The organism is Mariniblastus fucicola, assembly GCF_008087665.1.
Lineage (GTDB): Bacteria > Planctomycetota > Planctomycetia > Pirellulales > Pirellulaceae > Mariniblastus > Mariniblastus fucicola.
This window is the reverse complement of record NZ_CP042912.1, coordinates 2,000,528-2,015,009: the sequence shown is the minus strand read 5'-3', so window position 1 is coordinate 2,015,009 and position 14,482 is coordinate 2,000,528. Positions and strand designations below refer to the sequence as shown.

General features: G+C 52.6%; 12 protein-coding genes and 1 tRNA gene. 11 read left to right on the top strand and 2 right to left on the bottom strand.

Annotated features, from left to right (window positions below; all coding sequences use genetic code 11):
- Positions 1 to 79 precede the first annotated feature (79 nt).
- The 6 genes from MFFC18_RS07415 (at position 80) to MFFC18_RS07390 (ending at position 4,812) form a co-directional block, all read left to right on the top strand.
- Positions 80 to 649, top strand: coding sequence for a DUF6714 family protein (locus MFFC18_RS07415; RefSeq protein WP_075084947.1), 570 nt, complete (start codon positions 80 to 82; stop codon positions 647 to 649).
- 168 nt (positions 650 to 817) lie between these two features.
- Positions 818 to 1,051, top strand: a complete 234-nt coding sequence (locus MFFC18_RS07410) for a hypothetical protein (protein ID WP_075084948.1) — start codon at positions 818 to 820, stop codon at positions 1,049 to 1,051.
- Between the two features lie 343 nt (positions 1,052 to 1,394).
- Positions 1,395 to 1,892 carry a hypothetical protein gene (locus tag MFFC18_RS07405; protein ID WP_148618697.1) on the top strand — a complete coding sequence of 166 codons (498 nt, stop codon included), beginning with the start codon at positions 1,395 to 1,397 and terminating at the stop codon, positions 1,890 to 1,892.
- Positions 1,893 to 2,087: 195 nt separating this feature from the next.
- Entirely contained in the window at positions 2,088 to 2,885 is a 798-nt protein-coding gene (locus MFFC18_RS07400; protein WP_075084950.1) for a transglutaminase domain-containing protein, read from the top strand.
- Positions 2,886 to 3,184: 299 nt separating this feature from the next.
- On the top strand, positions 3,185 to 3,460 hold the full coding sequence (locus MFFC18_RS07395) for a hypothetical protein (protein ID WP_075084951.1): 276 nt from the start codon (positions 3,185 to 3,187) through the stop codon (positions 3,458 to 3,460).
- Positions 3,461 to 4,290: 830 nt separating this feature from the next.
- Positions 4,291 to 4,812, top strand: coding sequence for a hypothetical protein (locus MFFC18_RS07390; RefSeq protein WP_075084953.1), 522 nt, complete (start codon positions 4,291 to 4,293; stop codon positions 4,810 to 4,812).
- 685 nt (positions 4,813 to 5,497) lie between these two features.
- Here the strand turns inward: MFFC18_RS07390 and MFFC18_RS07385 are convergent.
- Positions 5,498 to 8,293, bottom strand: a complete 2,796-nt coding sequence (locus MFFC18_RS07385; protein WP_075084954.1) for a M16 family metallopeptidase — start codon at positions 8,291 to 8,293, stop codon at positions 5,498 to 5,500.
- A 183-nt stretch (positions 8,294 to 8,476) separates the two neighbouring features.
- Here MFFC18_RS07385 and MFFC18_RS07380 point away from each other — a divergent pair, with 183 nt between their 5' ends.
- The 4 genes from MFFC18_RS07380 to MFFC18_RS07365 all read left to right on the top strand — a co-directional run bounded on the left by MFFC18_RS07380 (position 8,477) and on the right by MFFC18_RS07365 (position 11,771).
- Positions 8,477 to 9,835, top strand: a complete 1,359-nt coding sequence (locus MFFC18_RS07380) for a Gfo/Idh/MocA family protein (RefSeq protein ID WP_075084985.1) — start codon at positions 8,477 to 8,479, stop codon at positions 9,833 to 9,835.
- A 92-nt stretch (positions 9,836 to 9,927) separates the two neighbouring features.
- A complete protein-coding gene (locus MFFC18_RS07375) occupies positions 9,928 to 10,887 on the top strand; it encodes a nucleotidyltransferase domain-containing protein (protein ID WP_157665168.1) in 960 nt (319 codons plus the stop codon).
- The gene (locus tag MFFC18_RS07370) at positions 10,884 to 11,627 is read left to right on the top strand and encodes a nucleotidyltransferase domain-containing protein (protein WP_075084956.1); all 744 of its coding nucleotides are present in this window, start codon (positions 10,884 to 10,886) and stop codon (positions 11,625 to 11,627) included. The genes MFFC18_RS07375 and MFFC18_RS07370 overlap by 4 nt, the downstream gene beginning before the upstream one ends.
- 70 nt (positions 11,628 to 11,697) lie before the next feature.
- Positions 11,698 to 11,771, top strand: a tRNA-Ile gene (locus MFFC18_RS07365).
- A gap of 351 nt (positions 11,772 to 12,122) precedes the next feature.
- On the opposite strand, the gene MFFC18_RS07360 is transcribed toward MFFC18_RS07365, so the two are convergent.
- The gene (locus MFFC18_RS07360; RefSeq protein ID WP_148618696.1) at positions 12,123 to 12,722 is read right to left on the bottom strand and encodes a hypothetical protein; all 600 of its coding nucleotides are present in this window, start codon (positions 12,720 to 12,722) and stop codon (positions 12,123 to 12,125) included.
- 903 nt (positions 12,723 to 13,625) lie between these two features.
- On the opposite strand from MFFC18_RS07360, the gene MFFC18_RS07355 reads away from it, so the two are divergent.
- Entirely contained in the window at positions 13,626 to 14,435 is an 810-nt protein-coding gene (locus tag MFFC18_RS07355) for a 3-methyl-2-oxobutanoate hydroxymethyltransferase (protein WP_075084960.1), read from the top strand.
- The last annotated feature ends 47 nt before the right edge of the window (positions 14,436 to 14,482 follow it).

Here is a 14,482-nt window from a genome sequence, read left to right as displayed (position 1 = left end):
CCATTGTATCCGACTCCAATTTTCACGAATTCAAACCTTTTCGACGCCTCGGTAAACGCAGACGTTATCTGCCTTAAACATGTTCAACATCGACGCCGAGTTCATCGAGAAGCTTAAGGACGACGACTACGACCTGTGGACGATTTCCCAGTGGAAGAACTGGCTTCAATTGATGTCACAAATGCGGGACACAAAGAACCGCATTAACGATGCTTTTAGCGATGTGAGACTTGGCGATGGCATTGGCATCTACGAAGCGAATGGATTGGACGACTACGCCGACGACACTGAACTCACTCGCCTACGTCAACTCGACGAGCGAAATGATTGGCGAAAACTTGATCTTGACTTGTTGAACAGCTATTACTCCACGCCTTCGTTTTTTGACGCTCATGGGTTCGTTTTCCACCTCCCTGCGTTCCTGCTCGCCGAACTAAATGACAAGCACGATTTCGGATTCATTGACCGAATCATTGAAAAACGTCCGCCACGAAACTGCTGGATAGATTTGTTAACACCACAACAGGCAAATGCGCTTGTGATCGTGTTGTCATTGGTCAGACAACATCCTGACTACTACAATGACGCGAAGAAGTTCGACCACGCAATCGAACGATTCGCCGGGATTGCACACGCAAACGGCAGATAACAAAGGGTTGCACACGGTACCGCGGGCCGCGCGGTCTTCAATGTTTTGTCGTTCGCCGCGGCCCGGTGAACCCGGTCGTTATCCGCCTTTGGTTGGATTGCGCGGACGACACGATCGAACGCGCCCAATCAGTGCCCGCGATAATGAAACCACACGGACGCATAAATCATGATCCGATTCCGAATTTCAACTCTGCTCTGGGTTACTGCGCTAGCTTGCACTGTCCTGTTCTTTGCTTCTCGTGAGGCAAAGCGGAATCGCAAAATCCAAGAGCTAACAGAACAGATTGAGCTTCAAGGACGCAAGAAAATCTCCTTTCCAAACTATGCGGATATTGACGTCCATGTGCCGGAATCAGCAGATGGTTCGATAATCATTAGTGGCTCGCGAATCATCCCGTAGCGTGCCTGGGACATGCTCGACTTAGATAAATTGAGTCGCTAGAATATCGGAAACGAGTCACTGGACGAGTTGGATAACAAGGCGTTGAACCGATGCGTCCACAGCGTCAGGGTTAGCCGGTCGTCGGATGGTCGTTCCTCCCATTGTATCCGTCTCCATTTTCACGAATTCAAACCTATTCGACACATCGGTTAACGCGGGCGTTATCCAGTGTGAGGAGATGTGGCTAATTCGAATGCATAATTGGCGTTTTCAATGGACTATTTCGACCCAGCTGGTTGTCCTTGCCTGTCTTGCAGTCGCAATGGTTTTTCACTCATGGCACAGGCAACAGGCGGTCAGGATGCACGCTGCTGAAATTTCATCATTGAACGAGTCTGTACTGCCTCTACTCAGGCACTACGTCGCTGACAGGTTTGATTGCGAACTTGGGAACACTGTGGAAGACGCGCCGCTTTCTATCCGCAATCTGGTTCTCAGTGATAAAACTGTCAGACATATCTATGAGTTCATGACAACACGTGGACGCGGTTACTGTTTGGCAGCTTTTGACACCGTCACGCCTGAATACCTGGATTATGTTTACACCCAGACTGACTGGCCATTTGTGGAAAACAGCCTGTTCATCTTCGGGCATGATGGATCCGGCGGCACTTTTGTGCTAAATCTCAATGACCGGAGAGTCTACCACATTGACGTTGCATGGGGCCAAAATGGCTGGATAGATGCCGTCATTAACTCTTGGGACACATTCAACCGTTTTGCCCAATACATTCAATCCCAGATTCGGGCGCAATGGAATGAGGAACCTATCCAAATTGCCAATCCGTCGTCTGGATAGCAAAACGTTGATCCGAAGCGGAGATGGCTTCGCGGTTGGCCAGTCGCCGGATGATCGCAGGCTCCCATTTTATCCGACTCCAGTTTCACTAATTTACATTTCACGGCCCGCTCGGTTAACACTGACGTTGTCCTGCTTGGATTGCGTGACAGTTAATCGTATCAGAGTATTTTTGCAGAACGGAAACCGCTTTCCATGTGGATGCATGCAACCTGTTTACTTGAGTTCGACGTTCCGGTTCCAACTCCATTCCTGTTCATGCTGCGACCGCGCAGCGGGTCGCAGCAGTGGATCGGCCGCGAACAGTACGTTCTGACGCCCAGTACACCGGCGGTCGAATTCACCGACCCGTTTGGCAATCTTTGTCAGCGGTTGGTCGCGCCAGCCGGAAGATTCTCCGTCCACACGTCGGTCGATGTCGACGCCGCCGAAGACTCCGATACTGACCCTGGGGCTCACTTTGTTGAGGTGAAGCAGTTGCCTGACGACACGCTTCCGTTTCTGCTGCCAAGCCGGTACTGCGAATCGGATCGGTTCAGCGAGATGGCGGCTTCCATCGCCACGGGTTGTGCCCCTGGGTACGACCAATGCACTGCAATCGTCGACTACATTCGCCGAACGACACAATACGCACCCGGGGCGGGACAGCAGATTATCAGTGCGTGCGAGGTCAATGAGAGGCGTCATGCTGTTTGCCGAGATCTGGCGCATTTAGGCATTGCGTGTTGTCGTGCGCTTTCGATTCCGGCGCGCATGGTCGTGGGGTATTTCGAGAAGCTGCAACCGATGGATTTGCATGCGTGGTTCGAGGCCTACGTCGGAGGGCGGTGGTACACGTTTGACCCAACACAAGACGACCTGCAAGGAGGACGTGTGGCGATCGCCTACGGTCGGGATGCGGCTGATGTCGCAATCTACACGCAGTTCGGCGACCCTGTGACGATACTTCGCATGGACGTCACAGTCGAGCGAATGGCTGCACCTTCTTACTGAGAATGCGGGCCTCGAATCGGCGACTAGACAATGCACCTGAGCGCGAATCGGGGGGGGGCGCAATGAGATCATCGTCCGCTATGCCGCCGGGTGTTTGTGACCGCCCCTCGCAAACTGCAATTGTCAACCCGCTAATCGGGGTGATCCAATCGAAATCCGACTTGGTTTCCCAAACTTCTTTGGTTTGTCGGATAACAATTTGATGAATTGGCCTTCCATCGGCCATTTAGGCGGGTAGGCTTATAAGGCAGATCCGCGGGCAGCACCGCGGCGATACATTAAACTCCATGGGTTGGGTCATGAAAAAAGTTGCACGTTACAAGAATTTGTCCGCACCAACAGTCGTCTGTCTTGGCATCCTTAGCGATTACCCTGATGGAATGACATTGGACGACGCTGTTGCTGGATACGAAGGGATGAATCTGGAATGCGAACGTCGGGCTGTCTGCACGTACCTTCATCGCGTCAAGCAACTCGGGTTTATCGAGACTAAAGGCGTAAATGCGAGCACGACCTACCACATGACCAAGGCCGGCAAAACCGAACTGGAATGGTGGCGAGCTCTGGTCGGATAGTCAGAATGATGCTGGGGCATGCCATGATGGAAATGGCATGCCTCACGCACTGCTGTCGGGATAACAAATCGTTGAGCCGAAGCGGAGATGCCTTTGCGTCTGGCCAGTCGCCGGATGGCCGCAGGCTCTCATTGCATTCGTCTCCATTTTCACCAATTCACATTTTCAAGTCCGCTCGGTTAACGCGGGCGTTATCTGTTCAGGAGGATTACACTTCAAGAATCCGATTTATGTAATGGCTGAGACAGCAAGACTGAGACTCGAAAAGTACAGTTCAAGCCAGCAGTGTGGTACTCGGAACGAGACGCTTCTGACAGACTTGGCTTGCGACGTAAACTTTGCTGCAGCCTCCAACGCACTTCATGAGCGGACCGTTGAATCAAACGTCGAGGTGTTACCTGTGATGGACGGTGATGCAATCATCCGAAGTGTTGAGATCAAACTCGACAAACAGCTGGATATCTATTTTGAACTATCCTTCCTGGCTCCAAAGTATTTCGTATCACCTGCATTCTTTCGAGTAATACTTGATGAACGCAACGCAAGAACTGGTGCAGCAACGTACGGATGTGGCAGATTGGATCAGAACGGCAAGTTCTGTATTTCAGACTCGCGGGACCTCTTTTTGCCCGCTGCCGATTCGCAGTGGGCAGTGCTTCTGACGTGTAGATTTGGACGCACAACCCTCGACCAATGGCTGCCCAAACCTGAGTAGGTCGCAGATAACAATGTGATGCACGCGAAACCGGACTTGCGCGTGGTTTTCAATGTTTAGATCAATCGTTCCGGCTTGGTGATCACTGACGTATTCTGCTCTGAGCAATTTCCACATGAACACGCCAATCACACAGAAAATGGCACTCATCCTGTCGCTCGTTGTTGCGACGTGTTTAGCGCCACCTGCTTTAGTCGCTCAAACCGGTGCGCAGGCGCACGAAGAGCCCACTCCGGAAATCAGTTGGAATACCGACGCAAATGGAAAACACTATGTGACAACGCTGAAGATTTCTCGGCTCGTCGCAACTCCAAACTGGACTGACAGTGACGAACACCCGCCGCTGTCACCACGAAAAGCACTTGCCGCAGCCCGCAAGGTGATTGATGAGCTCGAGCCATATGGGAAAGACGCGCAACTCAATTCCCCAACCTTGAAACTACGAGACGACAGCTCCGGGCACTGGTTCTGGGTTGTCTATTTTAGTCCAAATGATTTTCGTCGGTTTCAGTCAACATTCCCGGTTGTGGTTCTGATGGACGGATCAACCGTCCAACCTGCTCGTGGTTACAAGAAGGGATTCGGGGGCGGAGTTCAACCAAAGCTTGAGCAAAGTAAAGGTGCCAGAGCAAAGTGAAGGTACCAGGGCGAAATTGGTTGTCCTGACAAACAAGATTCGCGTCCATTGGCGTGCATTCGCGGTTGAAACACTAAACGAACCACCCGGCGCGAGTCTCCACTGACCGCAGCGGAGTTGTGGTTTACGAATCCGCTTGAATGATGTCCTAGTCTATCAGGGGACGGAAATGCAGCGAAGGACTGCGGACGTTCCCTCGCCACAGAGATCACAAAGGGCACAGAGAAAACTGAGTTGGCCCGATCGTGAGACAGCGGGCGGATGGATCTTTGACAGTCCGAGTACTGAGTCCCAGATCAAACGAGGTATTGGAACAGAAACTTGCTTACGCGGTGCATAAACTTGGCGCCCAATTATTGATTCGGCGAGGAAGAAACACGGGCTCGGTGTTCTCGGTGCCCTCGGTGGCAAAAACGCCAAACGCGTTGCTGGAACTTGCTTACGCGGTGCATAAACTTGCCGACTGTAGAGATGGTAGCCGACATGTGGCGATGGGATCCGACGCGTGAAGATGTATCCGTAGACGATCAAGTTGGAAGGACGACAGCCACGACGTAGCGCGATCACAGGCTGGAAGCCTATGCCACCGACAGGTACGAAAAAAGCCCGGCGAACGAAACCGCCGGGCTTTTGGTTTTGCTGAAAGGTGGCGACCCGAAGTCCTGAGACCGCGGACGCGGAAAGATCACTTGCTTCCCGCAGGCTCCGCCTCAGCTTCCGCTTTCACTTCGGTTTTCTGTTCCGCTTCGGATTCCGATTCGGACTTCTTCTCGAAATCACCCGCCGTTACGACAACCATTTTCTCTGGGGTAATCAACGCCTTGATCGCCGCCTCGACTTGCTCCTCAGTCAACGCTTCGATGGCTTCGTCGCCTTGCTGAGCAAACTCCATCGTGCGACCAAGCTCAAGGTTCTCTCGCAAGGTTTGGGCCAACGCGTTGTCGTTCGCACGACGACCTTTGCGCGTCCGCAAGAAACTCTTGCGAGCCTTTCTCATCTCCTTCGACTCAACGCCGCTTTCGATGATCCGGTTGATCTCTTCGGCAATCGTCGAAACGACTTTCTCTGAGTTGTCCGGATTGGAAATCGCAAACACGATGAAAGCACCGCTTTTGTCTTGCGAACCAGCCACAAACTGCGAACCAACGCCGTAGCTCAAGCCTTCCTTTTTCCGAACACGGTCAGCCAGTCGCGAAGACAGTGGGCCACCGCCGAGAATGTAATTGCCGATCAGCATCGCTTCGTAATTCTCGTCCTGATCATCGACCGCCAAAGGAAGTGCTCCGATGTAGAGCGCGTTCTTTTTGTCCGGCGTGTTGATCGTAATCCGTTGACCTTCAACATTTGGGGCAGGCGTTGCAATCCGCTCGTAAGCTTCCTGCGTGCTCCAGTCGGTGAAGATTGCGGCCAGTTTTTCCTGGACCACATCAGAATCGAATTGCCCAACAACGCCGATTTCGACATTCTGGCCGCCCACGAATTGCTCGTAGAACGCACGGACGCCTTCGACTTTGACGTTCTTCATCGCTTCAATCGATTCCTCGATCGTTTTCTCATAGCGAACGTCGTCCGCTGGATACGGAGACATGGCTCGTTGCATCGCGTTGACACCCAGAGCCTGCGGATCAGAAAGCGTGCTTTCCAAAGCCGTCAGTCCCTCGTTGCGAAGGACTTCCATCTCGTCAGCGTCGAGTGCCGGTTCCTGCAGGACTTCTTTGAGCAAGTCCAGAGCTTCGCCTACCCGTTCGGCCTTCGTCTCAACCGAAAACGAAAGTTGACCGGTGTCGCCACTGACGTTCAGCGACGTTTCGATCTCGTCCAGCTTGTCCTGGTATTCCTGGAACGAAAGCTGTTTGGTTCCGCGGCCCATCAGACGTCCGAGGATTCGATTGTGAGTCACGTGACCTTTGAGCGAATCTTCGGTTCCGAAGTGCATGGTCCCTGAAAGGACAACGCGTCCGCCACGAACTTTTTTCGGCAGCATCGCGACTTGCACGCCGTCCGCGATTTTGACAATCTCGGTTCGCGCGTCGATGTTGGCCGGAGTCGGATCGAAAGCTTCACCTTTGGCCATCGCCTTGCGGCCTTTGTAGCCTTCCAGCTTTTTCGCAATGTCGACTCGCTCAGGAATCGTCGTACGATCCGGATCCTTGGTCGGAATGAACAGACCAACGGTACGGTTGTCGGTTTTCAGGTAGGCTTTGGCAGCCGCTTTGACATCCGCGAGAGTAACTTTCTCAAGTCGATCGCGATGCAGGAAATACATCCGCCAGTCGCCGTAAGATCGCCATTCGCTCAACTCGATCGCGAAACTTTCCGAGTTCGCAAACTGACGCTCGCGACGTTTTTCGATTCCGCGAAGCGCACGTTGGACGTCGGCTTCTGTAATGTCGTCAGCAGCATTCTGAACCGTTTCCAGCATGACGGTTTTGGCTTTCTCCAGATCCTTGTCCTTGGAAACCTCTGCGAAAACGTAGAACAATCCGGGATCATGAGTCTTGAACGCCATCGTTGACGCACTAGTCGCCAGTTCGGTCTTGACCAGTTTCTTGTACAGCGGCCCGGAAGGTTCGTCGCCAAGAATGTTGACCAACACTTCAACCGCGGCATAGTCGTCGCTTGATGCAGCAGGCACGTGATAGGCAGCGCCCGCCATTTGAACGTCGCCGTTCCGCTTCAGCACGACCAACCGTTCGCCGTCCTGAACAGGCTCCTCGGTGTAAGTTTTCGGCAGTTTGCGATCGGGAATTTTCAGCGAACCAAAGTACTTCTCGACCAACTCAAGCGCTTTGTCCTGATCGAACTTTCCGGCAATCACCAGCATCAGATTGTCGGGCTGGTAAAACTTGCGATAAAACTCACGCAAGTTGCTGATTGGAACACGCTCGATGTCACTGCGGTTTCCGATTGTGGATTTGCCGTAGTTGTGCCACTCAAAAGCATTCGCTGCGATACGCTGCATCAAGATTCGTTGCGGGCTGTTTTCGCCACGCTCAAACTCGTTGCGAACGATCGTCATTTCAGCAGCAAGGTGTTCGGCCAAAATCGTGCTGTTGAGCAAACGGTCGGACTCCATATCGAGAGCGAACTCAAGGTTCTCTTCGGACGCCGGAAGCGTTTCGTAGTAGTTGGTTCGATCGAGCCACGTCGTGCCGTTCATGTTCAACACGCCTTTTTCCTTCAGCCACTTGGGCGTGTCAGGATATTTTTCGGTGCCGCGAAACAGCATGTGCTCAAGCAGGTGAGCCATCCCGGTTTCGCCGTAGCCTTCGTGGCGAGAGCCAACCATCAGCGTCATGTTGACAGTAAATTGCGGCTTCGAGTCATCGGGGAACAGCAGCAACTGGATACCGTTGTCCAGTTTGTATTCCGTGATCCCTTCGATCTCGGTGACTTTTTTGGGCAACTGCGCCGTAGCCGATTGCAGTGCGAACACTGACAGCGCCAACAGCGTGGTCCCGATGTAAAAAATGCGATTCACAAATATTCCTGTGTGGAGTAAAGATTTGACCAGATCAATAGTTACCTCAAATGATACCCATGGGTTTCATTCCTCACCATGGGCGCGTTTGGCATTGAATTCGTGATATAATCTCCGCCGATCGTTTCGACGATTTTCCACAAATTGTCCACCGCAAAACTATCCACCAACAAAGGTCGTTTCGTGCAACGCAGAACATTTCTCAAACAGGCAGCCGCTGGTTCGGCAATCGCATCTCTGGCACCTTACGTTCACGCCGCAGGGACCAATGCCCCTCCGAAAGTCGGCCTGATCGGTTCCGGCTGGTACGGAAAGTGCGACACGCTTCAATTGCTCAATATCGCGGATGTGGACGTCGTTTCGGTTTGCGACGTGGATTCCAAAATGGCAGCAGAGGCCGCTGAGCTGTTGGGGTCTCGGCAAAAATCAAAGAAAGTCCCGCGGATATTTGCGGACTATCGAAACCAACTCAAAGAGCTTGAGCACGACATCGTGATCATCGGCACGCCAGACCACTGGCACTCGCTGCCGATGATCGCCGCGGTCGAATCGGGTGCCGATGTTTACTGCCAAAAGCCGACGGGCTGCGATGTTTTGGAAAGCAAAGCGATGCTCGACGCGGCACGGAAACACAATCGCGTGGTGCAGATCGGGACGCAGCGTCGAAGCACGCCGCACTTGATCGAAGCCAAACAGAAAGTCGTCGATGCCGGATTGCTCGGCGATGTGGCTCACGTGGAGGTCTGCTGCTACTACCACATGCGAAATCGAAAAACGATTGAACAGGCTCCCGACAAACCGGCTCCGGACCATCTGGATTGGGAAGCCTACACAGGACCTGCTCCGATGCGGCCTTACAATGACATCGTGCACCCCCGCGGCTGGCGAGCGTTCATGGAGTACGGAAACGGAATCGTGGGCGACATGTGCGTCCACATGCTGGATCTGACGCGTTGGATGTTGGACCTCGGTTGGCCGTCGCGAATCAGCAGCGCGGGCGGCATTCTGGTCGACACCGAAGCCCGTGCCAACATTACGGATACGCAGACGGCAACCTTCCACTACGACGATCTGAACGTCGTGTGGACGCATCGTAGCTGGGGTCATTCTTCAAACAAAGAGTATCCTTGGGCGGCGATCATTTACGGCGACAAAGGCACGTTGAAGCTGGATGTGAACCGATACGAGTTCGAACCTCATCGCGGTGGCGAGAAGTTGACTTCGAAGGCTGTGATCGAACTTGACAAATATCCGACGGACAAAGAAGACAAAGCCAACTGGGCGTTGGAGTTGCACGTGGCGTCAGCGATCCGCGGCCATATGCAGGACTTTTTGAATTCGATTCAGGACCGCAGCAAACCGGTCGCGGATATCGAGCAAGGTCACATTTCGAGCGCGTCGTGCATTCTGGCCAACATTGCGATGGAAGTCGGCAAGACTTTGCATTGGGATCCGGTGACGCATCGAGTCACCAACAGCGACGCCGCGAACATGAAACTTGCTCGGGATTGGCGCGAGCCTTACGTTCACCCGGCCAGCTAGAAGCTTCGCAGACTCGGCGGTGGTACAGGCTTCCGGCCTGCGTTCGCTTTTCCACGACCGATCAGTCTGTCCAAAATCGAGGAGAGAAGAAATTGACCGATCGCCAACCGCCGCTCATTGTGTCACGCAATTTTGTGATCCCGGCCGGAACGCAGGTAGTGCTGCAAACAACAAAGGCCACTGGCTTGGAGCCGGACGCCGTGAAAAAGAAACCGGGCTCGGTGGGCGTGGTCACCAAATGCCCTCCGCACAACGACCAACCTTACACGATCCAGTTTGCCGACGGCTCGGTTGTCGAAGCGTCTTTTGACGAGCTTTCGCTGCGTCGACAGGAGATCGACAATTTGTTGCTTTCCAAAAACCATGAAACCTACCGTCCGTTCGTGATCTATCGCTGCCAGGTTGGTTCGAAAGCGTTTGGGCTTTCGAACGAATCATCTGACGACGATATCCGAGGCATCTTTTTGCCGCCCGCGGAACTGCATTGGTCGCTGTACGAGGTGCCGCAGCAGCTTGAGTTCAACGACGGGCAGCTTGATGAAGTGTTCTGGGAGCTGGAAAAGTTCTTGAGGTTGGCGTTGAAGGCGAACCCGAACATTCTCGAAACGCTGTGGACGCCGATGGTTTTGGAAGCCAGCCCTATCGCGATTCGGCTTCGCGAGATGCGAGAAGCGTTTCTCTCCAGACACATTTTCAAAACCTATTCGGGCTACGCATTGAGTCAGTTCCGCCGCATGCGAAACAGCTTTCAGAAAAACGGCACCTACAAATCCAAACATGCGATGCATCTCATTCGACTGCTTCACAGTGGCAGCGGCGCACTGAAAACTGGCGAAATCATGGTGGATGTTTCCGAATTTCGCAGCGAACTTTTGGCGATTCGCAATGGTCAGTACTCTTTTGAGCAGATTGAATCGATGGCCATCGAGCTGAACAAAACTTTCGCGGATGCGTTCGAGCATACGAAACTTCCTGAACAACCAAACTTCAAGACCGTTGACCAGTTTTTGATCGAAGCTCGTGAGTCAGCGATTTCCTCGAGACCAAAATGACACCAGAACACTGGAAACCATCTGTCGATTCGCTTGGGCATGATCCGCTGTTTGTGACTGTCAGTGGCGCACACATCTATGGCTTTCCTTCGCCAGACAGCGACGTCGATCTCCGCGGCAGTCACCTGCTGCCATTGCGGGACATGGTGCGGCTGGCGACACCGACAGAAACGATAGACCGTACAAGTATCGAAGACGGAGTCGAAGTCGATTTGGTCAGTCACGAGATTGGAAAATTTCTGAGACTGCTGATCAAGAACAATGGCTACGTTCTGGAGCAGATTTTTTCACCGCTGGTTGTCTGCGGGCAGGACTTTCTGGATCGACTCAAGCCAATTGCGGGGCGCTGCATCACACGATTTCACTTTCACCACTATCGGGGTTTCTACGGCACGCAACGAAAGCTGCTGGAGAAGGAGTCAGTCAAGAAAGCCAAATCGCTGCTCTACGCGTACCGGGTTTTGCTCACCGGCATTCACCTGATGGAAAGCGGACGAATCGAGACCGATATCCGTCGGCTTCACGAGAGTGCGGGACTGGATTTCATTCCTGATTTGATCGCAGCCAAGACGGAAGAGAAGGTTGGTTTGGCCAATCTGGATTGGCAGTTCCACGGGAGCCAGCTTGATTCGTTGGAGCAAAAACTGGAAGCATCATTTACGAATTCCAGTCTGCCGGAAACACGTGATGTCGAGGCCGTCGATGAATTGCTGATTGACCTGCGACTGAATCCGCAGTGAAGTCACCGCTGTCGTGACGGCAGCCTTCCGTGAGCGCGGGAAATTGTGTAAATTCGACCGTCATCGATTCGGGGCTGTAGCTCAGTTGGTTAGAGCAGGGGACTCATAATCCCTTTGTCGGGGGTTCGAGTCCCTCCAGCCCTACTTCTTTTCGCGACGTTTGCCATTGAGCAAATTTCTGGTCGCGACCTGCTCGTTTTTCCCTAGCGCAAAGGGCCGTTCGTCAATGTCGCTTGCGAAACGCGGTGGCGTCTTGGGCAGCAGATGCAATTCAGCAAGGATGGGAAACACTAATCGGCACTAATCAACACTAATACGAATAGCGAGGATGAAAAGAGAACGCAATTCTACCGCGGCGCGAGGCGTGTGACTGTTTCCAACCCGGCCCAAGTTCGCCAGGCGTTTCTATTCGAACATACCCGGGACGAAGAAAATTAGTGTCGATTGTTGCTGATTAGTGTTTTGGAATCATCACAGCTGAGCCGTTGTTGTCCGTCAATCTGTATCGACGCCAACCCGATAGTCGTATTCGAATTTTGTTGCCACGCTGTCAAACAAACCGCCTGAATCGTATTCAACGGTATAGGTAATTGTTGAAGCTGAAGTCGGGGCAAAATCGTCCGGCAAAGTCGCGTGCCACCTGTCGCCCATACAGAAGTCACCCATTTCTATTGTCGCCGTCTTGCCCTCACCATTATCCACATGCAGCATAGGCTTTTGTGGAGCTGAAGTCAGTTTCCCAATCTCTTTGTTCCAGTAAGGCAATTCCACGTAGCTCATCCTTTTGGAAACAGCAGGCTTGTAGCGAACTCTTTTCCACCAAGCTATGATCCGCAGATTTGGATTGGGCTTGTCAAGCTTCAGTTTAATGGGCCGCACTTTATCCATTGAATCTCGGCTTACTTCCATCGAAAAGATCGTCGTTTGCTGCGTATGGCTGTAAAAGGACACGCGCAGATAGCGGTCCTGAAAGTGCTTTTTCGGCAAGTACAGAGGCAAGCTTTCGACGCTGGCAGACATCGCGACGTAAGGGAATTCTCTGGATGTCCCAATCGTTCCTACCGAAATTCGCGTGTTGGGTTCGAGCTTATCCACGAGCGAACCTGTTATGTTCAACTCGAAGTTTTCCGTCTCGGCTTGCGCGACCACGTTTCTGGCCAAGCCGATGCAAAACAAGAGAACCAGAATTCTGACTACGAAATTGTTCATGACATTCCGCGAACCGAACAGCAACAATTACTAATTACCCAGCAAGAACGACAAATCTGAACATTGAAAGGCACAAGCTTTCACCCATCGTTGCCCCGCAATCCTCGAACAGTTCGTTAATGTGCAACTTTGTCTTGCACCCAGTTCCAGCCGACATAGAGAAATACACAAGAAATGGCAACTAGCCCAAGCGGTCCGCGTCTGCCCCGTATTTCAATGAACCCAGTCACTCCGAGAATGCCACCGACAAGGCCTACAAGACCGCCCATGATTGCGAATGCGCCAAGAACACGTTTCATTAATTATCAAACAATTAGAACTGGAAACAACAACTTTTCTGAGTATGAATTCAAGCTTGAAGAGGGACAAGGGAGTTCATCAAAAAATTAGTGTCGATTAGTGCCGATTAGTGTTTTGGAATCATCACAGCTGAGCCGTTGAAAACGGCCTACAACAAACAGAACCTGTCCAAAGAACTTGATCCACCCAGCTTGGTATTCGGTCATCCGGTTGAAACCCAGCACGATTGGGAACACTACTCGGAACAAATCTTCACCAATGCGCACAGCAGGGCGATCCATCGCTCCGTCCGCTTGGGAACGACGTTCCTGTTTTTTCTGTGGCACCTGCATTGTCACCCAACACCAACGCAGAGCGGCGATTGCCATCGAAACTGGCTTGTGGTATCACCGTCGAAACAGAGGCGTGAAGATTGATTCCAGTCTTTCTCCTTTCTGTTAACGGCCGCCGATAAATCGGCCGAACGACATAGAACTCTCAGGACCACCCATGCTTCGTCCACGAAAAAAGTACAACGTTTACGAATTGCAACAGCTCAAAGGCAAACGCTGCCTGACGCATATTCACGTCAAGTCACCTGAAGAAGCCGCTGCGGCGGAAGAAGCAGGCGTCGACCTGATGAGCTGTAGCTTTGATTCGCCAGAAGCGCAACTTCGATTCCCGCGTTTGGTTGAAGCCGCGCCGACAAGCTTCCTTTCCTGCGCGACGCCGCACGGAATGGCGACAGCAGACGAAGCGATCCGAATCGCGTTCGAAGCTCTGGAACTGGGAGCAAGTTCGGTTTACTGCTCGTCAAGCCCGAAGATCATCGAAGCGATGGCCGATGAAGGCATTCCCGTCGTGGGGCATCTCGGACTGGTGCCTCGGCATGTGACGTGGACCGGTTATCGGGCGATTGGCAAAAAACCTGCCGAGGCCAAGCGACTTTTTGAGCAGATGAAGGCACTGGAAAACGCTGGAGCCTATGCGGCAGAACTCGAAGTCGTGCCGCATCAGTTGGGGACTTATCTTTCACAGAACACGAACATGATTTTGATGTCGCTTGGATCAGGCAGCGGATGCGACACCCAGTTTCTGTTCTCCTGTGACATCCTTGGCGACTATGACGAGCGAATTCCCCGGCACGCCAAATCGTATCGCGACTTTGGCGCAGAAAATCGCCGTCTGCAACAGGAACGGATCGCCGCGTTCAGCGAGTACATCGCGGACGTTCAAAGCGGCTCATTTCCAACCGAGGCCAACACGATCAATTTGAAAGAAGAAGATTTTGAAGCCATCGTGAACGCGATCGAAAGCTAAACCTGCATCGCTGGGGAAGAAAGCGATATGCAACACGATCACGAAGC